This is a genomic window from Paraglaciecola sp. MB-3u-78, from assembly GCF_002835935.1.
Lineage (GTDB): Bacteria > Pseudomonadota > Gammaproteobacteria > Enterobacterales > Alteromonadaceae > Paraglaciecola.
On sequence record NZ_PJCF01000001.1, the window covers coordinates 45,902 to 71,327 of the forward strand.

Below are 25,426 nucleotides of genomic sequence, written 5' to 3' on the forward strand. Positions count from 1 at the left end.
ATATTTAGTCGATTTATCAAGCCACTGATAATAAGATTTTAATCAGTAGCAGCGCCAATATCTGCCAATAATTAAGTTCCACATTATTTACTCTGACACTTGATCAATTGCACAGCTTCAATATTGCCCGCTGGCACAAAGCCAAAAACCTGACCATAGAAACTGAGCTCTGAATTCAGTGCTTTGATATTATTTGCTGGCTGTCTAAAGCCATGTCCTTCACCTTCAAAGGTGATGTAAGCGGTATCAATACAATTATCTTTTAGAGCGTTAAATATTAATTCAGATTGATTAGGAGGAACCACCTTATCGTCCAAGCCCTGGAATAAAAGCAAGGGAGCCGTTATATTTTCAACACTGTTAATAGGTGAACGTTGATCGTAAACGCTTTTCATCTCAGGATAGGGGCCAATGAGTTGATCCAGATATCGCGATTCAAACTTGTGAGTGTCGCCTGCTAAAATGCCTAAATCGCTGATCCCATAATAGCTGGTACCGGCTTTAAATACCGTTTGAAACGCTAAAGCTGCCAACGTGGTATATCCACCAGCACTGCCGCCTCGAATGGCAACTTTATCCCCATCTATAAAACCTTCAGCAGCAAGCCATTTAACCCCATTGGATGCGTCTTCAACATCGACTATTCCCCAATTAGGATAGAGTTTTTTCCTGAACGTTCTACCATATCCAGTGCTGCCTCTATGGTTGACATCAAAAACTGCAAATCCTCGACTGGTCCAAAATTGAATCCCTGGTTGTAGACTTGAATCGGTAGCACCCACAGGTCCTCCATGAACTTTAACGATAAGTGGAGGTAGGGTATTTTTTGCCCCCGAATAATCATTATTTTGGGGAGGATAATAGAAACCATAAGCGATTTCATTGATACCAGTAGGAAACTCAATTGGCTGGGGTACAGAAAGTAAATGTTTGGCTATGACGGGTCCGCTGGGTTGATAAATTTTTTCATAATGATTAGCTGTTAACTGGTATATAGCGTTACCTGAACTAGGTGTTGATGCTCTGAAATAAACAGTATCATTTGCCACTGAAATTGAATCTGCCGATGAAAATGCATCCCCAATATTGGTCATTTCACCTGTAGTTAAGTTAACCCGCGCTATGTGATCAAGCCCCTCCTGTGAGTAGGCAATAATGGCGTAATCGTTATCTTCGATACCATAACTGTTAATTTCAATATTTTTATCCAGCACTTTTTGTGGCTTGTTCTGTTGCTCAGACAGTTTGTCAATCCGATATAGGGTCCACCAGTTTTCAAAGTCGGCGATAAAATAAAGGGTGCCATCTTTAGAATAGTGCGGTTGTTTTATCGACACATTGCCACTCTGTGGTATTTCAACAACTCGTTCGACTGAAGCATTTTCCCTAAAGTTTATCACCCGTAATTGTGTATCATCCCATGGCATGTTCGGATGCGACCAGGTTATAAAAGCGACTGATTTTCCATCGGGTGATAAATGCGGAGCACTGACAAAATCCGTACCTTCGAATAATATGGTTTCATCATTGACTTCGCTTAAATTAATCGCCACAAGGGTATTAATGGGTTCTCCGATGCCTCGATGATCCTCTCTGACACAAATAAGTCGGTTATTTTTTTGATCTAGAATACATTCCATATAACGCAGCCCCTTACTAGTGATAGCTTCAGGAGGGCTATTTTTCGAGAGGCGGTATAATTTTTGGTCGCTGAATTGAGAATAATAAATGTCGTCCCCATCAACTAAAAAAGGACGTCCCCCATATTCATGGACGCGGGACCTAACACTGACTTCGTTTGACGTTAGCTGCACGGCGGTATTTTTTTGATTCAGTTTGAAAAGTATATTCTTGCCATTTGCAGATGCTTTTGACTCCACAAAATAGAGTTGATTGTTCGCAACCATAAGATACGAAACGTTATCTGATGCTTCAAAAATACTTGCGGCAGTGATGGGTGATGACCAAGTTCCGTAAGCGGCTGTGGTGTGACTCATTGATTCTGGTGCCTCAGTATTTGGTTTAAAAATCAAATAAATAGTAAGAACTAACAAAATTGAAATTATGAATATTTTTGCATTCATTGTTAGGGAACCATTTATTTTATTGTTAACAATCAGTGTAAAGATTATGCATAAGTATGTCTAATAGTCCGGATAATGCAGTCACTTGCTGACACTTTTTTGCTCAAGTGGCTGCAAGAAGATAAATTCTCATTAAGTGCAGTGATGACTAGGTGAACCCTAGACAGAATCCCTTGGTATTAACACAGTTTCAAAGATTAGGGTCTATACCCATGCCACCTCAAAATGCGCGTTTCAGAACGACTGGGGCGCTTCAATTCAAGGCGCGTCAATGACTGAATGTCGGTCACCTTCTGAATTGGCGCAACGAAGAAGTGGAGTGCCCCAGCCGTTCCCTTCGGGCGGGTTTTAAAGCGATTTAACCGTTGTTGGCCATTTTTGACTTAGATTGCTAAGCCTGCAAATAGACGCCTAGTCTAAATCGCTTTAAACTCCCGCTGAATCCGTCATTTTGAGGTGGTATGGGTATATACTAAGAGCGGCCCTCAGTCGTGATACGCACTATGTCTCCACAATGTTTGCAATGCACCGCATCACTATCATGACGATTTAGACCACATTTTGGACAGGCATATTTAACTTTTGAAGGGCGAAAAATAGTTTGGATTAAACGCAAGAATAACGAAATCCCAAAAATCATGATCAAAACCGCTAATATCCGCCCGTCTGTGCCTAATAGAGTGATATCTCCAAAACCCGTGGTAGTCAAAGTGGTAATAGTAAAATATAAGGCATCGACGTAATTGGCTATACCCGAATTTTTTCCTTCCTGACTAACCAATACAACAGCCGTGATAACAAAGATAAAAACCAGTAAATTCACCACACTAAAGATGATTTCTTCGTTAGCCCGCACCAAGCTAAATTGCCGACGTAAAGCTTTAATCATATGATAAGAACGTAATAAACGTAACGCACGTGCAATACGCAGGAAACTAAAATTCGCAGCCAATGTAGGCGCTAATAACGACACAATAACGATTAAATCTGCCAAACCAACAGGATGCAAGATATCGCGAATACGCCGTTTGCTAATGAAAGAACGCGCCACAAACTCCACTAAATATATAATGCCAATGCTAATCTCTAGCCAACGTAGTTCATGCATATAGTGAAAAAACGACGAAAAAATAAAATACAGAATAGTTAAAGCGTCAAATCCCAATAAACCCCAACGAAATCTAATCGAAACTTTATTACTACCGTTGTATAAATCGTCAATTTGTTGATGCATGGATTGGAATATATTAAGAGTCGGGGAGAACAAGAGTAAACACTATCCCTTATCTAAGCAATGAGCAACAGGCGCTACTTGGGCTGCAACAGATCAACCTCTTGAAGATCAAGTCAGTGCTCATTTAAGACTAAATTATGAGCTTATTAAAGGCATTGTCTCGGATAGTTTGGTGAGAGCGTCAGCCCTTGGCCTTTCCCAAAGTGAACAGAAAATTTAGCGCCATTGAGAAAATTTCACCTTGTTCTAATTCGTTATCTATCGAAAATACAGCTCAAGTAAAAGAGTCATCGGGTTGCACAACATCACCCGCAGCCAATAATGTGTTTATTTGGCTATCGGCAACACCAGCCAGTTTCAAAATATCGATGCTGTCCTGTCCCAGCAGCCTGCCCACTTTGGGTTCAGGAACATTATTGGCTGCACACAATGGTGAACGAATTTGTGGGATAACCCGCCCATCCTCTGTAATAGCCTGATTGACCATATTGCGTTCTTTGAGTTGAGGATGTTGGGCTGCCTCCTGAACAGATAACACCGGTTCAACACAGACATCTGTGGCATCGAACAGATCAAGCCAATGTTGCATGGGATGACTGGCAAATAACGCTGCTAAGTCTTGTTTCAAGGAGTCTTGTTTACCAGCGGGTGCGACACATCGTGGCAGCCATTGTGGAAATCCGAGCAAGGTAAAAAAGCTCTGAGCAAATTTCGGCTCCAGTCCACCAACGGATAAATGCTGTCCATCGGACGTTGCATAATAATCGTAAAAAATGCCGCCGTTAAGAATTTCTGCACCCAATTGAGGATCCTCACCTGTTGCCAAAGCAGCGGCACCAGACATACCGTTCATCGCGAATGCACAATCCAGCATACTGATATCAATATAGCTCCCCTGGCCATCTTGCTGACGTTTTATCACAGCAGCTAAAATCGCCATGACTGCATGATGGGATCCACCAGCTAAATCGGCCACTTGTGTGCCGCTCAAGACGGGGCCAGTACTGGCTTTACCGCTGTAACTTGCCAGACCAGATAACGCCAAATAATTAATGTCGTGTCCCGCTTTATCCTTGTAGGGGCCGGTCTGTCCATAACCCGTAATAGAGCAATAAATAAGCTGGGGATTAATGGCTTTTAGCGACTCGAAGTCGAGGCCCAACCTAGCCATCACCCCAGGGCGAAACTGCTCAATTACCACATCATGACTTTGTAGCAATTGATGAATAATTTCACGGGCCGGTGCAGATTTTAAATTTAGCGCTAGCGAACGTTTATTTCGATTAATGGTAAGATGCGCATACGAACGCGCATCATACATTGGCGGGGTAACCCGCAGTAAATCCGCTCGTGTGGGTGACTCTACGTGTATTACATCAGCCCCCATATCCGCTAAAATCATAGTGGCATAAGGGCCTGGCAATAGTGTGCTGAAATCCAACACTTTTAATTGTGACAACGGTCCCATTATTTATTGCTCCATCAGGGCACGGGCAATAATAAGTTTCATAATTTCGCTGGTGCCTGCATAGATTTTCTGAACCCTAGCATCGGCATACGCCCGTGCAACGGGGTATTCCCACATGTAACCGTAGCCACCGAAAAGTTGTAGGCACTCATCTATTGAGCGGCATTGAATTTCAGTCGAAAGTAATTTAGCTTTAGCCGCAGTAGCTGCATCCAGTTGCCCAGCAATATGCAGTTCAAGGCATTTATCGATAAATACCCTGAGCATGGTTAATTCAGCGTCAACTTCAGCAAGTTTAAACTGAGTATTTTGAAAACTCGCAATACTGCTACCAAAGGCTTTTCTGTCTTTCACGTAGTCAATCGTATGCTGTAAAATACCCTCTGCATTAGCAACCGCACCCAGCGCTACTGACAAACGTTCTTGCGCTAATTCCTGCATAAGATACCTAAATCCCATGCCTTCTTGGCCTAGTAAACTCTCTCGAGGTACTCTCACGCCGTCAAAAAACATCTCCGAGGTGTCTTGTGCTTTCATACCAATTTTTTTGAGTTTTTTACCCTTCTCAAATCCGGGAGTACCCGCTTCCACAAGAAAAAGGCTGGTACCTTTAGCACCAGCAGACGGATCGGTTTTAGCGACTACAATCACCAAATCAGCGAGTTGCCCATTGGTAATAAACGTCTTAGATCCATTGATGACATAATCATCGCCGTCTAATACCGCATGGGTTTTGACCGCTTGTAGATCTGAACCTGTACCGGGCTCGGTCATCGCGATGGCAGTAATAATTTCGCCACTAATGCAGCGCGGTAGGTATGCCTTTTTTTGCTGCTCGGTACCGTATTTTTCTAAATAAGGCACCGCAATATCAGAATGTAAACTCCAGCCAATCCCGGTTAAGCCAAATCGAGCGACTTCTTCAGTGACAATAGCGTTGTAACGAAAATCGGCTCCCACGCCCCCATATTGCTCGGGTATAGTAGGACACAACATGCCTTGTTGACCGGCCTTTGACCACACTTCACGACTGACTTGCCCTTGCTCTTCCCATTGTTCATGAAAAGGCATAGCTTCGGTTTTCAGGAATTTTCTGACCATGTCCCGAAACTGTTCATGCTCGGTATCGAAGACCTGACGAGAAATCATAAGTTTTCTCCTAATTGAGCTTTATCAATGAGTAATTGTGGAGGCGCAAAACGTTCGCCATAGGTGTCACAAAACTGCTGTGCCCTGCGAATAAACGACACTATCCCATGTTGCCCATGTTGCCCATATTGATTGATATATTGAATACAACCTCCTGTCCATGGCGGGTAACCGATACCAAAAATTGAGCCAATGTTGGCGTCAACGGTGGATGTAAGCACATTTTCTTCTAGACAGCGCACCGTTTCAATCGCCATGATGAATAACAGTCGTTCTTTGATATCAGCCAAGGGTATTGCCGCATCTTCATGGCTAAACTGACTCAGCCCCGTCCAAAGATGTTTTGCACCTTGTGGCGGGTAATCATAAAATCCGGCTGCCCCAGACTTCCCTGGCCGCTCTAGCTCTAACATACGATCAACAACCATATCCGAAGGATGACCAAGATAATCTTTACCCTCGGTTTCTAAGTCCGCAATGGTCTGACGTTTAACTTTATCGATAAGGGTTAACGAAACTTCATCAGTGACTGCCAAGGGCCCTACTGGAAAACCCGCCAAAAACGCGGCATTCTCGATACTAGCAGCGGGTATGCCTTCGCCCAGCATTGCCATGCCCTCACTTACAAACCTATCAAATACACGTGAGGTAAAAAATCCGCGACTGTCATTAACAACAATAGGGGTTTTACCTATCTGTTGCACAAAATCGAAACATCTAGCCAAGCTTTCATCCGAGGTTTGTTGACCACAAATAATCTCTACCAATGGCATTTTATCTACTGGTGAAAAGAAATGTAAACCGGCAAAATTATTCGGTCGACAGGACGCTTTTGCGAGTCCAGTGATAGGTAAAGTGGATGTATTACTGGCAAATAATGCGGTCTCAGCTAACACCGCCTCCGCTTCTTGGGTGACACGTGCTTTAAGATCTCGGTCTTCAAATACTGCTTCAATAACAAAGTCACAGGCGGCCAAATCGTTGGCATTGCCAGTAGCAGTAATCAGACTCAATATTTGTTCAATCTGTTGCTGTGTTTTGCGCCCACTGCTAAGTTGTTTATCTAACAATTTGCGAGAATAGTCTTTGCCTTGCTCAGCACGTTCGCTGTCAACATCTTTGAGGACCACTGGAATGCCATTGATTGCGCATGTATAAGCAATACCAGCTCCCATCATACCAGCACCTAACACGGCGACTTTACGCACCTTCTGTTTATCAATATTGGCTGGACGACTGTTGCCTGCTTTGAGCAAATTATGCTGGAACCAAAAGGTGTTGATCATGTTTTTTGCAACTTGGCCACAGGTCAATTCAACGAAATAGCGAGACTCAATCCGTGTAGCCGTATCAAAATCGACTTGTGCACCTTCAACCATCGCCGCCACTATTTTCTCTGGCGCTGGCAATACACCCTTGGTTTTAGCTCTGAGCATGGCCGGTAAAATGGCCAGCATTTGTGCCACTTTAGGATGATTAACCGCTCCGCCAGGCAGCTTATAGTGTTTTTCATCCCACGGTTGCAGGACCTTGGGATGAGCAAGTATCCATTGTTGTGCCATATCCAGCATGTGTTGTTGCGACTGCGCTAACTCATCAATCAAACCCGCTTTTAAACCTGCTTGAGCATTAAATTGTTTACCTTCAGTTAGGTACGGTAACGCACCTTGTAATCCTAGTAACCGCACCATGCGAGTCACACCGCCGCCGCCGGGTAATAGCCCCAAAGTCACTTCTGGCATCCCCATTCTGAGGCTTTTGTGATCGATTGTAATCCGGTGATGACAAGCTAGCGCCAATTCCCAACCACCTCCCAAAGCTGCCCCGTTTATACAGGCGACAACTGGTTTTCCACTCGTTTCCAGTTCACGCATCGCTGCTTTGATTTTTTGTAACATCTGGAAAACCTGACTCGCACTATCTTCATTTACCTTTGCGAGCATAGTGAGATCACCACCAGAGAAAAACGTCGATTTTTCTGAACGCAATACAACGCCTACATAGTCATCATTCTGCAATTCAGCGATTTTATTGGAAAAATCTTCAGCGAAATGTTCATCCATCAAATTGGCTGAGCTATCTGGCCGGTCAAATATTAGATGTACGATACCTTGTTGATCTTTTTGATACTTAATTACCTGCATGTTGACCTCCTATACACGTTCAATAATAGTGGCAATACCCATGCCACCACCCACACAGAGCGTCGCTAAACCGTAGCGCTTATTTCGCACCTCAAGTTCATCTAACAACGTACCGAGTATCATTGCTCCAGTAGCGCCTAAGGGATGCCCCATTGCGATTGCGCCACCATTTACGTTGATTTTGTCTGGGTCAACTTGCATCTCTTTTTGAAAACGCATCACCACCGATGCAAACGCTTCATTTACCTCAAAAAAATCAATATCGGCAACACTAAGGCCGGCCAGTTTAAGAGCTTTGCGGGCAGCAGGAGCGGGTCCGGTTAACATGATTGTTGGGTCTGTACCGACTAACGCTGTAGACACAATGCGCGCGCGGGGTTTTAAATGATATCGATTAGCCATGTGTTGGCTACCAATTAACAGTGCCGCAGCACCATCGACAATACATGAAGAATTACCGGGCGTGTGTACATGATTAATGCGCTCCACCGATGGGTATTTATGTTTGGCTACCGCATCAAAACCAAGCTGTCCAGGTTGTAAAAAAGACGGTTTTAGTTTCCCCAGCGTGGCCATATTGCTGTCAGCGCGGACGGTTTCGTCATGCTCAAGAATGATCAGCTTATTTCTGTCTTTGACCGCCACAATGGAACGTGAAAACGCTTTACGCTGCCAAGCATTTGCCGCCTTGAGATGAGAGTTCATCGCAAAATTATCAACCTCTTCACGACTAAAACCGTCTAAGGTAGCAATCAAATCGGCACCAATTCCTTGCGGCATGAAACCAGTATTGATGTTAGTTTCAGGATCCATTGCCCAGGCACCACCATCACTGCCCATGGGTACTCTGGACATAGACTCGACGCCGCCAGCCACAACCAGATGCTCCCAGCCAGAACGCACCTTCATGGCAGCCATATTGACCGCTTCAAGACCGGAGGCACAAAACCGATTGAGCGTCACACCCGCTACATCATCATCCCAACCAGCAACCATTGCCGCCGTTTTAGCAATATCAGCGCCCTGATCGCCAATTGGTGTGACACACCCAATAACTATGTCGTCCACTGAGTGGGTCTCAAATTTATTGCGTTGCTGCAAAGATATAAGCATTTGACTTAATAAAGTGACAGGTTTCACTTCGTAAAGGGATCCAGATGTTTTGCCTCTGCCCCGTGGTGTGCGGACAGCATCAAAGATGAACGCTTCAGTCGTCATAAGTTTCTCTCTATTTGAGGTCGTAAACAGGTGGTTACCTTAGACCTACTAATGTAGGTAATACAGTAAGTAATCAGCGGCTAAAAAAACATGATGTTTATGATCGCAAAACATGACATTTCTAATCATCTGGTTATTGGCGCTCAAGTTTTGGACATTAAAAAAGATAGAGTAGAGAAGGTAGAGAAGTCGTTGCTGTCAACTATTGGTGGGAGTCACGATATGCTTTAGGGGTCAGCCCAGTCCATTTTTTGAAGGTGCGATAAAATACCGCATCTTCTGAAAAGCCCAGCTGTGAGGATATTTGACTAATAGACAAATCGGTATTTAATAACAACTGTATCGTACGGGATCTGCGCACTTTGTCCTTGATTTGCAGAAATTGATAACCTTCCTGCCTCAGCCTCCGAGCTAATGTGGGTGCTGAACAATTAAACGTATTTGCCACTGATTCCAGGCTAGTACTATCAAAATCATCAAGGTCACTAATATGCGTCTTAACCCTTGCAGACCAAGTTGTTTGAGGCTCATAACGACTCAAAATATTTTCTGGCGCATTCGCCAAGAATTGACCTAGGCTGTGAGGGTCTTGTTTAATAACCCGGTTTAAATAAGATCCAGGGAAGATAATGGCATTTTGTTTGCGTTGAAAAAATACCGGGCAGTTAAACACCTCCTTGGTATGCTGTGGCCACCCATGTTCATCAAATGCAAAGTAGCATCGGTTTAACAGCAATGGGGCATCCATCAGCCAAGCTAAATAACGCCAGAAAATGGTAAACAACATGGCCACAAAATAATCATTATTGGTACCCTGTTTTGCCTGATGATGGATCACGAAAGCAGCTTCTTCACCCTGCTCCTGCAATTCAAAATGAAACTCATCGCTCAGCAGACGGAAAAATTCAGCAATCCTTAAAATAGCGCGGCGCACATTCCCGCAATTAATAGTCGCATGGCACAGCATACGAAACGTACCAACGCGCAACGGCTTATGCGTAAAACCCATAGCCTCATCGTCAAGCTGTTCGTAGCAGGTTCTCATCAGACGAGCAAATTCAGTGGCATCAAGAAGGGCTTCTTGATCATTCAGCAACGGCGCTTCTATGCCGGCACTATATAGAAGTTTACGACGCTGAACGGGGTCAGCAATAGCGCTGAGTTGTGCGTTGACAATGATATTAGGAATTCGATGAGGCATGCATATATTGTAACGTTAATATTAACTAATTAACTATACCCATTAGATTTAAGTGTCTTTATGTAAATAAGCACCATAAAACGCTCTTTACTCTGTAATGTCATGACAGTTAAACCTTCGACTAACGCTAGCTAATACATCTAAAACGGTACTCTAAACCTCGTTATCTTAATCATCCGTCAGTTAAATTAGCTGATTAATCATAGATTTAAACAAATTTAAAAACGTCAATGCTACATTGGTCAAGGTATTGAAAATGAAAGCGTTCACACATTAAAAAACTCAGGACACTACCCATATCCTAAAAAACAAAACCATAAATTTCACCTTGACACCTGACTGTCGAAATTTGATCAATGTCATTATTTATGTTCACCTTACTTTTCTTAACGTTGTTCCCATCGACATGTTAGCGACAAAGACCTCATATAATAAAAACAACGATTTTAACGTTGTTTTTATTATGATGATTTAACATGGTCTTTATTAAAAATCAGATGGTAAAATAATAACCAATTTTGAACCCATAATGCCAAAGTGAAATGGCAATCGGGGTTGCCATGTATTCAAAAATGCTGCTGGCCAAGTTCACACCCTAAGCCGAGCCACAATAATCCATCAAATAACTATGGAAATGAAAATGAACCTACAGGAAAAAATTCGAAATCAGGTCACAGCAAAGACCTTCATGTTTTACATACAAGCAAGCACCCGTTGCCGCGGTGTGGTTTTTCCAATGGGATGCTGCACAGACAATGCCTTTGGCGTTGAGTACTTTAATGTCTAAGCAACTGCCTAAGGAAACATCCACAACAATCGTGACGCTCGACCAGCTCGCAGAGTTGGCAAATTACTCCCTCATGGACACTCTTAATTGCGATCCTGATGCGAAAGCAGACGGCGTCGACCATGCTCCGCGACAAGTATTCACTGGCCATTATGTCCCGGTGAATCCAACCCCAATCGAAGACCCCGAGTATGTAGTTCATAGCAAAAGCTTTTTTCATGAACTTGGCTTCGCTGACAGTATGGCAACATCATCCGACTTCGTGCGGATGTTCTCTGGCGACATATCGCAGCTTCCAAAGCCGATGCGCAAAATCGGTTGGGCGAGTGGCTATGCCCTTTCCATCTTCGGCAGCGAATATGTTCAGCAGTGCCCGTTCCACACCGGCAATGGATATGGAGACGGTCGCGCAGTTTCAGTGCTTGAGGCGGTGATCAAAGATAAACGCTGGGAAATGCAGCTCAAAGGTGGCGGACGGACACCATACTGCCGCGGTGCTGATGGTCGCGCGGTCTTACGGTCGAGTATCCGCGAGTTCCTTGCTCAGGATCATATGCATGCCCTAGGGGTGGAAACATCTCGGTCTCTGAGTTTGTATGTATCTAAGACTGAGAAGGTCAATCGGCCATGGTACTCCGAGGGTTCGCGCTCAAAGGATCCCGATATGTATATATCGGAGGCCGTCGCCATCTCGACCCGCGTTGCACCGTCGTTTATTCGAGTCGGTCAACTCGAGCTTTTCGGTCGCCGTGCCCGCAAAAATGCACACCCAAAGGCGATGCAAGAGCTAGAGAAAATAGTGTTGCACGCAATTGATCGCGAGTATGCTGATGTCATTGATAATACACTCACCGCAGCCGAAAAAGTGTTGTTGCTGGCGCATGAGTTCCGCAACCGCCTTACGTCCCTTGTAGCAAACTGGATCCGCGTTGGCTTTTGTCAGGGCAATTTCAACAGCGACAACTGCGCAGTAGGTGGATTCACACTTGATTACGGTCCATTCGGTTTCTGTGATGTGTTTGACCCACACTTCCAGTCATGGACCGGTGGTGGACAACACTTCTCGTTTTTGAACCAACCCATGGCAGCACAACAAAACTTCCAAAGTTTTTGTACGGCGTTAAGGCCATTGTTGGCGGCGCATCAAGACCCTCTGCATCAGGACTATCTGCAACAGCTTGATGAGATCCAAAATGGCTTTTCAAACGTGATGCAAGCTCAAATGGAAACCATGTGGGCTGCCAAACTTGGACTTGGGAGCTTTCACAGGGGGTTATTTAGTGAACTCGAAATCTTGATGGCGAACACGCCAGTGGATTACACCATCTTTTTCCGCGAGCTCTCAATGCTGCCTGAGAACATTGCCCCTCTCAAAAAAAGCTTCTACAAGGACTCAGAAGACATGGACCAACGCTGGTCAGAATGGCTCACAAAATGGAAATCCCTCATCGCCAGCGATTATATTGCTACCCCCCGCTCTCGGGATGAAATCTCTAGGCAGATGAAACTCGTCAATCCAAAATATATTTTGAGAGAGTGGTTTGTTGTGCCAGCTTATCAGCAAGCAGCCGCAGGGAACTATTCTCTAGTGCGAGAACTGCAGGAAGTCATGACACAGCCCTACGCCGAGCAGTCGCAGGAAATCGAGGATAAATACTACAGGCTAAAACCATTTGAGTTTTTTGAACTGGGTGGAACGTCGTATTACAGTTGTTCATCGTAATTTTCGAAAACAGCCCGAACAAGAAAAGCAATGTATGCGGCCTCCCCGCGGCTTACATTGCTAACTTTCACGCCTAAAAATCAGTCCTCATTAAACTGAGTAGTTAAGTAAAGTTAGCCACTTTAAAATTTGAAAATGGTTAACTTATATCTAATTTATACAACCCATCTAATCAATAAAGGTAATGCACTTCACGCTTGCGCTATTGGTTTTACCAATCCATTGTGTTGCATAATCGCCTTAATTTCGTCGATACTTGCAGGATCATCTATAGTGGAAGGGATAACAAACTCTTGATTTTCTGCAATCTGGCGCAACAATTTACGCAATATTTTCCCGGATCGGGTCTTTGGTAAACGTGGAACGATGAGTGTTTGCTTCAAACAGGCAACAGCACCTATTTCTTTTCGTACCATAGCGACCAACTCAGCTTGCAGGTCTGCCTCACTGATATTCACACCATCTTTTAATAGGGTTAACCCTACGGGTACTTGGCCTTTGATATTATCGTACACACCGATAACAGTGCATTCTGCTATGGCGTCATGGGCAGCGATAATTTCTTCCATTTCACCTGTTGATAAGCGATGACCCGCAACATTAATCACATCGTCGGTTCGACCCATGACAAACAAATACCCGTCTTTGTCTATGTAACCCCCATCACCTGAGCAATAATAACCAGGATATTCCCTTAAGTAGCCAGCATCAAAGCGTCCAAAATCTCCCCAAATAGTGCTAAGACAACTGGGAGGCAAAGGTAATTTAATCGCAATCGCTCCTTGGGTATTCGGTGGGAGTGGCTGTCCACTTACATCGAGTATTTGTATATTAAAACCAGGCACCGGTTTGGTCGCCGAACCAGGTTTTGTAGCTAGCCTTTCAATGCCGATTAAATTTGCAGCAATGGCCCAGCCTGTTTCTGTTTGCCACCAGTGGTCGATGACCGGTTTACCGGTTATTTGCTTGGTCCATTCATAGGTGGGTGGGTCTAGTCGCTCGCCAGCCATAAACACACTTTCTAAGCAGGATAAGTCGTACTTAGCCAGTAATTTAGCTTCAGGATCTTCTTTGCGAATAGCTCTAAAGGCGGTGGGAGCAGCAAAAATAGCTTTGACTCCATACTCTTCAATCACTCGCCAAAATGCGCTGGCATCAGGGGTTTTTACTGGCTTACCTTCATACACTATAGTAGTGCACCCATGTAACAGTGGCGCATAAACAATATATGAATGCCCCACTACCCAACCAATATCTGACGCCGCCCAAAACACATCACCCGGTTGCATATTGTAGACTGCCGACATTGAGTATTTTAAGGCAACGGCATGGCCGCCATTATCACGAACAACACCTTTAGGTTTGCCGGTTGTTCCAGAGGTATAGAGAATATAAAGGGGATCTGTTCCGCTGACGCTAACACAATCTGCAGGTTGTGCTGAACCTGCGGCTTCAGCCCAATCTATATCGCGACCGTGTTGCATGCTCGCAAGGCACTGCTCACGTTGCAATAAGATAACTTGAGCAGGTTTATAAGCGGCAAGCTCAATAGCCTTATCAATCATAGGTTTGTATTCAATTATACGGTTAACCTCGATACCGCATGACGCGGTTATCAATAGTTTGGGTTGTGCATCATCAATACGTACAGCAAGTTCGTGGGCAGAAAATCCCCCAAATACTACCGAGTGCACGGCGCCAATACGAGCCGCCGCCAGCATCGCAATAACGGCTTCGCTGATCATGGGCATATAGATAACGATTGTGTCACCCTTAACTACGCCGTTGTCTTGCAATAGGCCTGCAAAACACGCTACTTTTTCAAGTAACTCACTGTAGGTAAATTGCCTTTTTGTTGCGGTAATAGGTGAATCATAAATGAGTGCAATTTGCTCGCCACGACCTTGTGCGACATGATGATCTAAGGCCATATAACAGGTATTCATTTCGCCATCAGCAAACCATCTTTGCATACCATTGTCGTCAGTAGATAATATTTTTTCAGGCGCTTTAAACCAAGGTAATTGTTTGGCTTTGTCGCCCCAAAATGCTGCGGGAGAGTCAATTGAGGCTTGGTATTCTGTTGCGTAAGACATGACCTATGTACCTTTATAAATGATTGTAGATAACGATTTTGTAAACTACTAATAGTGTCCCTACTTTCCCTTAACAATACTGCAAAGATGAAAACGGTGATATGAGACTTCAGTCCTATGTGACGAAATTTATTTGCATGGTAGCATCACCCCATTAATATCGACTGAAACAATGCCCTTGCTTGCAACATTAAAACCCTTCTATCCTCTTATCTTTTTGCTCGTTTGGAGCGCGGGTTATGCTATGGCAAAACTAGCATTGGTATATACCCAACCATTAAATTTACTCGCATTTCGGTTTGTAGGTGCATTTTTAGCGCTCACGCCTTTAGTTATTTTGTGGCGCTTACCTATTCCTAACTTTCGAAAGTCTTACGCACTCATCGGAACGGGATTGTTTTTACATATAGGTCATTTTGGAAGTATTTATGTCGGCATGAAGCTAGGAGCAAGTGCAAGTATTATGGCGTTGTTTGCAGCTTCACAACCAGTATTAGTGATAATAGCTAGCGCGTTATTGGCTCGAAAAATACCGGCTTGGAATATATGGGCTAGCTTGACCTTAGGATTACTAGGTGCGGCACTTATTGTTGGTGTTAATATGCAAGGTAACGAAGGGTACTTGTTAGGTGCAATCCTTGGTTTTACTGCCGTTGTTGCCTTATCAATTGGTCAGGTAATTGAAAAACAGCGCAAGTTAGGTGTACATCCTATAGTTGCTACGTGGGTGCAATATGCGTTTGCATCGGCGATTTCTATTCCATTTGCATTGGCATTTGAAGGACTTATTTTTGAAAACGCCTTGCCTTTTTGGGGAGCTATCTCCTTTTTAGTCTTCGGTAATTCGATTGTAGGCATACTGTTAATGTTCACCATGGTTCGCCAAGGTTCTATGGCAAAGGTAGCTTCGATTATGTTTATGGTGCCTGGAGTTGGAGCGCTGATTGCTTGGTTGGTTGCAGATGAAGTGCCTAAATTAATAGCCATTCCTGGATTTATACTCGCAATGTTGGGAGCGCTATGGACGAATAGAATAGCCCATAAATCTATGCCAACACGTGCTCCACAATGAGATAGAAATGGTTGTTTAAAATAAATCCTTTAATTTTGTTGTTGCTGATTTTTGCTGTACTAGAAGCAGTTCAGCAGTAGCAATAGCATCATTGAGCGCATTGTGAGCAAAATGCTTGGGCAAATTATATTTGTGCCGTAAAGCAGAAAGTCTCAATTCTTGCGGGTCGTAAGCGATATCTCTTTGATCGAGTTTACGTTTCGCCATCGCAAGGGTATCCAAGATCATAATTGGTGGAGACACGCCATATAATGCTAAACACGCTTGCTTTAAAAATTGTTTTTCAATTCGGGCAAAATGCACCAACATGACTTTGCCTGCTAATGCTTTTAATAACGCTTCGACGACAGCTCGTAAAGGTTCTCCTTGAGACTTTTGTTGGTCAGTAATGTGATGAATAATCACATTATCTGCATCAAGGCGGTGTTGAGTGTTAATAATTTGATGGTAACAACTGCCTAGTTTTATTTGCCGTTTATCAATGCTTACAAATCCAACGCTAAGTAACTTGTCTGTGATGGCATTTAACCCAGTGGTTTCAAAATCTACAGACAAAATAGGTAGGTCTGACAAACATGTTTCTTCACTAGGAAAGGGTACAGATAAAAAATCATGGAGCGCCCCTTGAGGCACTTTTTTTAAAAGCCTTTTTCTTCGGGCTTCGTAACCAAATAGACTATTGAGTAACAAAGTAATCCCCCTAAAGAACAGCTGATTGGCGATAATCTTGCATCGATTTAATGACTTTAAAAGCATCTTTTAAATGCTCTCTTTCTAACTTTGAAATTTGTTTAGGATCTATGTAGCTGTCGACGGGTTGTTTCTTAAGTAAGAGTTTGCACTGATGTTCCAGGCGTACCGAAGTCAAAAATGCATAGGCATCTATCAAATTTTCTGCAGAGGCTTGGGTCAATGATGGGGTGCCTGAACATTGCTGTAATCGCTCAATTGTATTGACCCCAGACACGCCTTCGATTAACGCGTAAATACGAGCTAAGTCAACAATTGGGGCAATGCCATTATGTTTTAAGTCTAGTGTCGCATTGTGTTTACCGTCTTGAATCAGTACAAAGTCTCTGAAAAAACCGAGTGGGGGCCTAGACCTTAAAGCGTTTGAAGACATATGTGCAATAAATAAGGTACTGACTTTGGTTTTTTCTAGCATCCGCTGACGCACTTTTTCAAGTAAGTTAATATCACCATGAATGGTACTTAAATCAAAAAATACGCTGCTATTTAGCAAGGCTTTTGGGCTAGGTGTATCAACCCATTTATCAAAATATTGTTGCCATATCTTCTGTGGTTGACGCCATTTTTTGTTAGTCGCCATGATATCGCCAGGACAATAAATAAATCCGCATTCGGCTAAACCGTCACTAACAAAGGTTGCGAGACCCAGAAACCACTTATCATCTTCTGGTTGCATGGTGTCACAAATAATTAAGGCGTTGTCTTGGTCAGAGTGTGCAAGTTGCTCTTGTCTGGCTTGAGAGCCTGCTGCTAACCAAGCATATGGAACAGGCGCTGGTCCTAAATTTTGTTCAGCCATTTCAATTAGGCGTATGGTAAATGCCATAGTAATCGCACTGATGCTTTTGCCAATATGGTCGGCATTTGCACCAAGTTTGGTGAGCTTCACTTGTAATTTATTTAACAACTTACTGATGGTAACTAACTCGGCTACAGAGCTCGCTTTGTGAATAATGCTGGTCATGTTAATGGCGTTATGTTCTTCGTTATTCACCAAATCGGTCACGCTTACCATGCCGGCAAGTTTACCGAATTTGGTCACCGGTAAATGATGGATATGTTTGCTGGTCATGGCAATTAATGCGTCATATGCATTGCACTTGATATCAATGGTGGCAATGTCCTTAGTCATGATCGCCTTGACTGGATTAGAAGTGGGTAAACCTAATGCCACACAACGTCGCCTAATATCTTTGTCGGTTACTATGCCTAATCCCATGTTAGCGACCTTCTCATTTGAATTGTTGTCGTCAACAACTACTAAGCAAGAGAAACCCTGCTTGGTCATTTTAATGGCGGCGTCTTGAATCGAAGCTGTAGGTGATATTGTTGCGACTGGGTGATGATAAAAGTCTTCAACTGAGGTATTGCTGATAGAAGACGATAAAATAGCGTCGTCATTGAGTTTAGTTTTTTTGCTATGAAGTCGTTGTTCAGATGAATGCTCTAAAAACTCAATCACCTCGGGTGAATCTACTAGCAATGTTTTAAGCGTTTTATAATCAAGGCTGTAAATTAAAGCATCTTCGTCGACAATGACGGCAATTTCCGTATTTAATTCACTTCTTTTTTGACAGAAAATAGTGCAAATATCACCTTCACCATATTTGCCTGTCAGTTCTTTATCTGCAGCTAAATAACGCAAGGCGCCTTTGCGCAATATGTACAATTGCGGTTGTTCAATATCCTCAGGTGCTAAGTGTTCATCCCCCCTTAAATAACGAATGCTAATTTCTCTTACTAATTTACTAAGTAAGGTGTCAGGTAATAAATCAAAGGGTGGGATGCTTCCTACAAAAGCAGTGACTTCTGCCAGTTCATTATCCATATCAAGACCTTTTGGTAATGTTCTCAAAAAAAATTCATGAGTCCTTTTACTTCTATAGAGCTAATTTGTGACGGCGTAGCCATTAAGTCAACTGGTAAATACTGATATAAGACCAAGGTGGTATATCTGACAAAATCAAAGCTTGCTAATGTTGTAGATAGTTAAAGTTGTATATGAATTGTTATAAGTTGTTTTCAAGCTTGTTGCGAAAACACTTGGCGACAAGTCTATATTCATACTTTTTCTCGAAAATAGAGTTATTACAACAAAAAACGACGCATGTAATAAATACAGTAACATGCAGTGCTAGGAGAATAATGTGGAAAAGAAGACAACATATTGGCAGGAAAATCTGCGCTTAATAGCAATATGTCTAGTCATTTGGTTTATTGTATCATTTGGCTTTGGCTTGTTATTAGTAGAACCACTAAACGAATTCCGTCTCGGTGGATATAAGCTCGGGTTCTGGTTTGCTCAGCAGGGTTCAATTTACACTTTTGTTGGTTTGATTTTTTGGTATAGCCATAAAATGAACAAACTTGATAAAAAATACGAATCTGAGGATGGATCATAATGGATGAGTTAAAACTATATACCTACATCGCGGTCTTTGGCACTTTCACCCTATATTTCGCTATAGCATGGTGGGCTCGTGCCGCTTCAACCAGTGACTTTTATGTTGCAGGCGGTGGCATAACTCCTATCCAAAACGGCATGGCAATTGGTGCTGATTGGATGAGTGCAGCGTCATTTATTTCAATGGCTGGTTTAATTGCCTTTTTAGGATACGGTGGTTCTGTATTCTTAATGGGTTGGACAGGTGGTTATGTATTGTTAGCCATGTTGCTAGCCCCCTATATGCGTAAACACGGTAAGTTCACGGTTCCTGAATTCATTTCTGATCGTTATTACTCTAAAACGGCTCGCATTGTCGCTGTTATTTGTTTAATCATCGCATCATTAACCTATATCATCGGTCAAATGAAAGGCGTGGGTGTGGCATTTTCTCGCTTCTTAGAAGTTGACTACGGTTTAGGCTTGGCTATCGGAATGGCCGTTGTTTGGTTCTACGCTGTACTAGGTGGTATGAAAGGCATTACTTATACGCAAATAGCCCAATACGTTGTGATGATCTTTGCTTATACCATTCCTGCCGTTTTCATCTCTTTCCAATTAACCGGCAATCCCATTCCTCAACTTGGTTTAGGTTCGACATTGGCTGATGGTAGTGGTGTTTACTTACTTGATAAGTTGGACCTAGTTGTAACTGAATTGGGCTTTAAAGAATATACCACAAGCAACATGAATGGCTCATTAGATATGTTCGCCTATACCATGTCGCTAATGATTGGTACTGCTGGTTTACCCCACGTTATCATGCGCTTCTTTACGGTTCCTTCTGCACAAGCTGCACGTTCTTCAGCAGGTTATGCATTAGTTTTCATCTCGTTATTATACACGGTTGCTCCAGCTGTTGGCGCAATGGCACGTCTTAATTTGATGAGTACAATTGAACCAACTGCCGGTCAACATTTAGAGTATTCAGAGCGTCCTCAGTGGTTTAAAGACTGGGAGAAAACAGGTTTATTAGCATTTGAAGATAAAAATGGTGACGGTAAAATTCAATATTCAGCAGACAAAGCAACCAATGAAATGGTGAAAGTTGATAATGATATTATGGTGCTAGCGAACCCTGCTATTGCTAACTTACCAAACTGGGTAATTGCATTAGTAGCTGCCGGTGGATTAGCGGCTGCGCTGTCAACTGCGGCAGGTTTACTACTCGCTATATCATCATCAATTTCCCATGACTTAATGAAAGGTGTATTAACACCAAACTTGTCTGAGAAAAATGAGTTACTGACTGGGCGAATTGTTATGACACTTGCCATATTAGTCTCGGGTTACCTCGGTTTAAATCCGCCTGGATTTGCCGCAGGGACGGTGGCGTTAGCCTTTGGTTTGGCGGCATCATCAATATTCCCGGCACTAATGATGGGTATATTCTCTAAGAAAATGAGTGGCACAGCAGCCATTGCGGGGATGTGTTCTGGTATCGGAGTAACCATGCTTTATGTATTCCAACATAAAGGCATTATGTTTATTCCTGGTACAGATTTCTTAGGTAGTATGGGTCAAAACTGGTTCTTTGGTATCTCACCTAATGCATTTGGTGTAGTGGGTGCGTTAGTTAACTTTGGAGTCGCGTTTGTCGTACTTCAGTTCACAGGACCAGCGCCTAAACATGTTCAAGATTTGGTTGAAAACATGCGTCGCCCTGGTGGCACCGCTGCAATCAGCGATCACTAGGCATGAATTGTTTTCTGGACGAGTCGTGTTGGTAACATGATTTGATAAGGATGGTCATTGAATATTAAAGGCTAAAGAGTTTCTCTTTAGCCTTTATTTTATAAATATTTAAATCAAAAATATTGAGTGAAATCAGTTAGCATGGATTAATAGTTAAGTGAAAACGCTTTTATTTGATGGTTGAACATCAAATTTTTTAAAAGCCTTAAAAAAGATAAAATAATGAATAAACATACAAGAACTGCATTTATGGTGGCACCAATTTTAGCTGTAATTGGGTATATTGCTGCAGATTATTATGAAGAAGACCAAGCTGAAAAAGAGAAAGTGATCCAGTTAGTGCCTGTTGAAGGCTGTGATGTCATCAATCAAAAGTGTATTTTGAGAGCTGGCGATTTCGAAGTGAATGTCTTTGACAAAGACAACTTAACCACAGTCAACTCAACGTTTCCGCTAGATAGCGCAACAATCTTTCTGGTTGATAAAAACAATCAGCCAACCGCCTATCCATTAGGCATGATACAAAGCCCTTATTATTGGCATACAGAAACTAACTTGAGAGAATTAATCGGGCATTCAGGACAAAGTTACAAACTTCGACTTGTAGCGAAGATTAAAGGTGGACGTTACATCTCAGAGTTTTATACAACAACAAAATAGCATTCCATGAGCAAAGGCATGACTAAATTGTCGTTCCGATTTTACGCTTCAAAATACTAAAATGCGTTCTAATCTGATAGTCCATGAGCGAATTCCTGACGTTCAGCTCTAGTTATTCCAAGTATTAAATAAACATAAATTCATCATAAACAAACTCAATCTTCAGAGCTACTTTGCTTAACAGCGTGAGGCGCTTGTTTTGCATTTTATGAAAAATGACGTTTTATTTTACCTATACTCCGATGGCGGTCCTTCTAATAAAAACGGTTTTCGGGATACTAAAATTGTGTCACGTAATTACAATATCAGGTATTATTTTTACAGTTATGAGACGTTAAATAATAAATAATATGAGAAGTCTTGCCCTATTACTCTTTTGTACAATTAATACATTATCAGTCCAAGCTGATATGTGTAGCGACATTGATGGTGCCAGCATTTATTCAGATGAACCTTCGCCTGTCTATTTAGGTTTTTTTGGAAATTCCTTTGCTATTGACTCAGCTATCAACCCATTAGGAACCCACGGCTCAATATTTTCAGATTTTGGTGTATATAATATGCTGGGGTATTATGGTTCAAATTTTAGTGAAATAAGTGCAAATAATTCGTTAGCTACAAATCCGCCTATAATTAAACGATGGGGTACTGCTACTGGTTATAAATTAACGAATAATTCATTTGTTCGCGGTGGAATTTCATTAACTGATATTAAGAACTGTGGGTTTTACTTTAATAGTCCTGAGCTATTTGCTGACTATCCACAAACTGTTAGTGCCAGTGATGATTTATTTGATATTGTGACTATTGCGTGGTCTGAAAGTAAAGGTACAGACACCTATAAGCTGTATTATTCTCTCTCTGAATTCTCTGAAAGGATATTTATCCAAGAAACTGCTTATTTACAGGCTAATGTATCTGTAGGTGAACCCGATGTAGACTACTACTTTTGGATAACTGCAAACAATGGCCATGGTGAGTCAGTCGCAACGTTTGATTTGGGTCGTGTGATTATTGATAAGGTAACAGATACTGATGAGGATGGAGTACCTGATTACCTTGATATTTTTCCGTTAGATCCTAATGAAAATGAAGATACCGATTTAGATAACATCGGCAATAACGCTGATTTAGATGACGATGGCGATGGTTATAGCGACATCGATGAAATTCAATGGGGAACGGATCCACTTAATAAAGACGATTTTCCTATCAGAACACGAAAACCTTGGCTTTTGAAAGTATTGAAAGACAAAATTACGGAGATTAAATAATGACTCATTTTCAAAAAATATTAGCTTTAACACTTATCACCATGACATTAAATATTAATGCAAGGCCAACCCTCCCACCCGATGGATTGTTTATTGATGGCCAAAAAGGCTTAAAAATTGATGCTTGGAGTTGGGGTGCATCACAATCGGGAACAACTCATATGGGTGCGGGTTCGGGTGCTGGAAAAGCAAGCTTCCAAGATATAAGCTTTACTCGACTGTCTGACAGTAATACAGCAATGTTGATGATTAAACTTTCTATTGGTAGCCATTTTCCTGAAGTAACTTTGCGGCAAGGGAATGTTACTATTGTGATGACAGACGTTCTAGTTACCTCTATTTCCTTCAACGGGGCCACTAATCCTGTTGGCAATGGAGATGTGCTAAGAGAAAATGTTACGTTGAATTTTGCTGAATTTAATATGACCATTGATGGTAGCAGCGCGTGCTTTAAAATTGCTGAAAATTTGGCCTGCAATTGAAAAGAAATGCTTATACTCACATAACCCGTTGAAATATAAGGTCGCAAATAAGATTTTCAATGGCTAGAGGAAGCCTTCTTTGAGAAGATTTTTATGTTTCTGCTTCGAGCGTAGGCTGTGTGAAAACTATTGATCAACTTTTGAGCTAAGCACCGTGTTTTTATGATCAAATAATCTTGATATTATCGGCTGCTATTTAGCCTGTTTACTATACTTATTAATAGGTTAACAAGATTCGCTGATATGTCCCACCATATTACAGGCCAAGGTCGCAACCAAGTCACCCTGTTCCCAGAAGCATTAGATGATTTCGTCAATGAAGTATGTTGACACCCACATTAATAAACCCCAGTGGCATTTCATCTCAGAACGCTAACTGTTGCCACTTTGCTGACTAACGTGAGAAACTAAAAAGCAGTCTTCAGAGTACTGCTTTCGTTCTTGAAGCAGACTTAACCGATTTAAGCTTTTGCTGTAGATATTTCTCGATTTCCTATCTACTAAACGCTTTAAGAACAAATTTTTTATCACAATGAAATAAGGAACATTACAATTAAAATTAATTAATTATAATGTTCCTTATTGATTAATACTTTCTTACTGTACAATTGCACATCCAACCCGAGCAATACCATAAAAATTGTGAGGTACAGTATCAATATTCCTCCAATTGAATTGCCACGCATTAGCACCATTTCGTTGAGATGTTACAAGTAAAAATTTTGCATATACTTGAGGACTAGTCAGATAATACTGTAGAGTATATGCACCTGATATTGCAGTTTTTCCGGGTGGGCAAGTGACGTTAACAATCATTCCATCATTTACCCCAATGTTATCTCGGCCAAAACTTAAAAGTTTAAATTCAAATCCTGATAACCCAGGAAGCCCATCAGCTCCATTAGCACCCGCGGCTCCATCAACACCATCAGATCCATTAGCACCAGCGGCTCCATCAGCACCATCAGATCCATTAGCACCAGCGGCTCCATCAACACCATCAGATCCATTAGCACCAGCGGCTCCATCAGCACCAGTTGCACCAGTTGCACCAGTTGCACCAGTTGCACCAATTGTGAGGTCGTAACCAATTAACTGACCATCATTAGGACCAGTTGAAACTAGCAATGAATAATCTCCAGCAAGAAGTCCTGCTGGTAATTCTGCTTCAATCGCTGTCGCACTAGATGGTGTAAGCTGATCAAGCTCACCCATCTCCCCCAGATTTACAACAGCAGGATTACCATTATCAAAATTTGAACCATAGATGTACAACATACCATTGTCCATATCGGCATAAACACTCGATAGTGATATAGCCGCTCCGATAGGTGGTGGTGGTGGTGGTGGTGATCCACCATCAGTTACCACTTCAAGTGTAGCCCCGAGTGCTGTTTCAGTACTCGCGAAACGTACATCACCTGCAGTTGTTAACAGTAAAATACCAAAGTTATTATCCGGAGAATCAACCCAGAACTGGGCCAATGAAGTAATATCAATAGAAACAGTTCCACCTACATCTGCTCCAGTTACGGCTAGAGTTGCTGTTTCTATTGGGTCAAAAAATGGAGTGGTGTTGAATGTTACGTTAGTTTCAATCCAGCTACTTTGTAATGCATGTAAGGTTATGTCTCCAGGCACGTCAACTACAGATACGTTTAACACTAAGGTTGCAGACGAAACAGTACCCCCAAAAGCAGAGAGGTCGAACTGAACCAATCCATATTTTGGATTTATGGATTCCACCCAAAGTACAGGTTTCGTACCCTTGTTCTTATTCGCTTGGCTGGATGTACCATCCACGTATGCATCCTTTACTAGCGGTGCTTGATCTGCATGCGAAATTGACATGCTAGTCAAAAGCAATACCGTTAATACAGAAAGTGATTTATAGATAATATTCATAATACTAGTCTCCATGTGGTAGTGACTGAAGTGGTCAAGTA

18 protein-coding genes are annotated in these 25,426 nt (G+C 42.3%); 7 read left to right on the forward strand and 11 right to left on the reverse strand.

Annotated elements, in window-relative coordinates; all coding sequences use genetic code 11:
• Window positions 1-83 precede the first annotated feature (83 nt).
• The 7 genes from CXF95_RS00210 to CXF95_RS00245 form a co-directional block, all read right to left on the reverse strand.
• Window positions 84-1,997 (reverse strand): S9 family peptidase, encoded by a 1,914-nt coding sequence (locus CXF95_RS00210; protein ID WP_232787546.1) that lies wholly within the window; start codon window positions 1,995-1,997, stop codon window positions 84-86.
• A gap of 559 nt (window positions 1,998-2,556) precedes the next feature.
• The gene (locus tag CXF95_RS00220; protein ID WP_232787547.1) at window positions 2,557-3,351 is read right to left on the reverse strand and encodes a potassium channel family protein; all 795 of its coding nucleotides are present in this window, start codon (window positions 3,349-3,351) and stop codon (window positions 2,557-2,559) included.
• A 241-nt stretch (window positions 3,352-3,592) separates the two neighbouring features.
• Entirely contained in the window at window positions 3,593-4,786 is a 1,194-nt protein-coding gene (locus tag CXF95_RS00225; protein ID WP_232787548.1) for a CaiB/BaiF CoA-transferase family protein, read from the reverse strand.
• 3 nt (window positions 4,787-4,789) lie between these two features.
• Complete coding sequence (locus CXF95_RS00230; protein WP_101196842.1) at window positions 4,790-5,935, reverse strand: acyl-CoA dehydrogenase family protein; 1,146 nt, start codon at window positions 5,933-5,935, stop codon at window positions 4,790-4,792.
• Window positions 5,932-8,079: a 3-hydroxyacyl-CoA dehydrogenase NAD-binding domain-containing protein gene (locus CXF95_RS00235; RefSeq protein ID WP_101196843.1), complete on the reverse strand. Its 2,148-nt coding sequence runs from the start codon at window positions 8,077-8,079 to the stop codon at window positions 5,932-5,934. Before CXF95_RS00235 ends, CXF95_RS00230 begins: the two co-directional genes overlap by 4 nt.
• Window positions 8,080-8,088: 9 nt before the next feature.
• A complete protein-coding gene (locus tag CXF95_RS00240; protein WP_101196844.1) occupies window positions 8,089-9,297 on the reverse strand; it encodes an acetyl-CoA C-acetyltransferase in 1,209 nt (402 codons plus the stop codon).
• Between the two features lie 202 nt (window positions 9,298-9,499).
• On the reverse strand, window positions 9,500-10,498 hold the full coding sequence (locus CXF95_RS00245) for an AraC family transcriptional regulator (RefSeq protein ID WP_101196845.1): 999 nt from the start codon (window positions 10,496-10,498) through the stop codon (window positions 9,500-9,502).
• Between the two features lie 779 nt (window positions 10,499-11,277).
• Here CXF95_RS00245 and CXF95_RS00250 point away from each other — a divergent pair.
• Window positions 11,278-13,008 (forward strand): YdiU family protein, encoded by a 1,731-nt coding sequence (locus tag CXF95_RS00250; protein ID WP_101197120.1) that lies wholly within the window; start codon window positions 11,278-11,280, stop codon window positions 13,006-13,008.
• 191 nt (window positions 13,009-13,199) lie between these two features.
• On the opposite strand, the gene CXF95_RS00255 is transcribed toward CXF95_RS00250, so the two are convergent.
• The gene (locus CXF95_RS00255) at window positions 13,200-15,104 is read right to left on the reverse strand and encodes a propionyl-CoA synthetase (protein WP_101196846.1); all 1,905 of its coding nucleotides are present in this window, start codon (window positions 15,102-15,104) and stop codon (window positions 13,200-13,202) included.
• 172 nt (window positions 15,105-15,276) lie between these two features.
• Here CXF95_RS00255 and CXF95_RS00260 point away from each other — a divergent pair, with 172 nt between their 5' ends.
• Window positions 15,277-16,176, forward strand: coding sequence for a DMT family transporter (locus CXF95_RS00260; RefSeq protein ID WP_101197121.1), 900 nt, complete (start codon window positions 15,277-15,279; stop codon window positions 16,174-16,176).
• A gap of 15 nt (window positions 16,177-16,191) precedes the next feature.
• On the opposite strand, the gene CXF95_RS00265 is transcribed toward CXF95_RS00260, so the two are convergent.
• On the reverse strand, window positions 16,192-16,866 hold the full coding sequence (locus CXF95_RS00265) for an exonuclease domain-containing protein (RefSeq protein ID WP_101196847.1): 675 nt from the start codon (window positions 16,864-16,866) through the stop codon (window positions 16,192-16,194).
• A 10-nt stretch (window positions 16,867-16,876) separates the two neighbouring features.
• Window positions 16,877-18,754, reverse strand: a complete 1,878-nt coding sequence (locus tag CXF95_RS00270; RefSeq protein WP_101196848.1) for a putative nucleotidyltransferase substrate binding domain-containing protein — start codon at window positions 18,752-18,754, stop codon at window positions 16,877-16,879.
• Between the two features lie 319 nt (window positions 18,755-19,073).
• Between CXF95_RS00270 and CXF95_RS00275 the strand changes: the two genes are divergently transcribed.
• From CXF95_RS00275 to CXF95_RS00295, 5 genes are all read left to right on the forward strand, one after another.
• Window positions 19,074-19,328, forward strand: coding sequence for a DUF4212 domain-containing protein (locus CXF95_RS00275; protein WP_101196849.1), 255 nt, complete (start codon window positions 19,074-19,076; stop codon window positions 19,326-19,328).
• Entirely contained in the window at window positions 19,328-21,064 is a 1,737-nt protein-coding gene (locus CXF95_RS00280; RefSeq protein WP_101196850.1) for a sodium:solute symporter family protein, read from the forward strand. Before CXF95_RS00275 ends, CXF95_RS00280 begins: the two co-directional genes overlap by 1 nt.
• Before the next feature lie 222 nt (window positions 21,065-21,286).
• Window positions 21,287-21,724 (forward strand): hypothetical protein, encoded by a 438-nt coding sequence (locus tag CXF95_RS00285; RefSeq protein ID WP_101196851.1) that lies wholly within the window; start codon window positions 21,287-21,289, stop codon window positions 21,722-21,724.
• Window positions 21,725-22,074: 350 nt separating this feature from the next.
• Window positions 22,075-22,998, forward strand: coding sequence for a fibronectin type III domain-containing protein (locus CXF95_RS00290; RefSeq protein WP_101196852.1), 924 nt, complete (start codon window positions 22,075-22,077; stop codon window positions 22,996-22,998).
• The gene (locus tag CXF95_RS00295) at window positions 22,998-23,480 is read left to right on the forward strand and encodes a type VI secretion system tube protein Hcp (RefSeq protein WP_101196853.1); all 483 of its coding nucleotides are present in this window, start codon (window positions 22,998-23,000) and stop codon (window positions 23,478-23,480) included. Before CXF95_RS00290 ends, CXF95_RS00295 begins: the two co-directional genes overlap by 1 nt.
• Before the next feature lie 597 nt (window positions 23,481-24,077).
• On the opposite strand, the gene CXF95_RS00300 is transcribed toward CXF95_RS00295, so the two are convergent.
• Entirely contained in the window at window positions 24,078-25,385 is a 1,308-nt protein-coding gene (locus tag CXF95_RS00300; protein ID WP_198556449.1) for a DNRLRE domain-containing protein, read from the reverse strand.
• Between the last annotated feature and the right edge of the window lie 41 nt (window positions 25,386-25,426).

Excerpts from the sequence above, each read along its gene's own strand:
- CXF95_RS00210 (WP_232787546.1), bottom strand. The coding sequence starts at position 1,997 with ATGAGTCACACCACAGCCGCTTACGGAACTTGGTCATCACCCATCACT.
- CXF95_RS00225 (WP_232787548.1), bottom strand. The coding sequence starts at position 4,786 with ATGGGACCGTTGTCACAATTAAAAGTGTTGGATTTCAGCACACTATTG.
- CXF95_RS00230 (WP_101196842.1), bottom strand. The coding sequence starts at position 5,935 with ATGATTTCTCGTCAGGTCTTCGATACCGAGCATGAACAGTTTCGGGAC.
- CXF95_RS00235 (WP_101196843.1), bottom strand. The coding sequence starts at position 8,079 with ATGCAGGTAATTAAGTATCAAAAAGATCAACAAGGTATCGTACATCTA.
- CXF95_RS00240 (WP_101196844.1), bottom strand. The coding sequence starts at position 9,297 with ATGACGACTGAAGCGTTCATCTTTGATGCTGTCCGCACACCACGGGGC.
- CXF95_RS00245 (WP_101196845.1), bottom strand. The coding sequence starts at position 10,498 with ATGCCTCATCGAATTCCTAATATCATTGTCAACGCACAACTCAGCGCT.
- CXF95_RS00250 (WP_101197120.1), top strand. The coding sequence starts at position 11,278 with ATGTCTAAGCAACTGCCTAAGGAAACATCCACAACAATCGTGACGCTC.
- CXF95_RS00255 (WP_101196846.1), bottom strand. The coding sequence starts at position 15,104 with ATGTCTTACGCAACAGAATACCAAGCCTCAATTGACTCTCCCGCAGCA.
- CXF95_RS00260 (WP_101197121.1), top strand. The coding sequence starts at position 15,277 with ATGCCCTTGCTTGCAACATTAAAACCCTTCTATCCTCTTATCTTTTTG.
- CXF95_RS00270 (WP_101196848.1), bottom strand. The coding sequence starts at position 18,754 with ATGGATAATGAACTGGCAGAAGTCACTGCTTTTGTAGGAAGCATCCCA.
- CXF95_RS00280 (WP_101196850.1), top strand. The coding sequence starts at position 19,328 with ATGGATGAGTTAAAACTATATACCTACATCGCGGTCTTTGGCACTTTC.
- CXF95_RS00285 (WP_101196851.1), top strand. The coding sequence starts at position 21,287 with ATGAATAAACATACAAGAACTGCATTTATGGTGGCACCAATTTTAGCT.
- CXF95_RS00290 (WP_101196852.1), top strand. The coding sequence starts at position 22,075 with ATGAGAAGTCTTGCCCTATTACTCTTTTGTACAATTAATACATTATCA.
- CXF95_RS00295 (WP_101196853.1), top strand. The coding sequence starts at position 22,998 with ATGACTCATTTTCAAAAAATATTAGCTTTAACACTTATCACCATGACA.
- CXF95_RS00300 (WP_198556449.1), bottom strand. The coding sequence starts at position 25,385 with ATGAATATTATCTATAAATCACTTTCTGTATTAACGGTATTGCTTTTG.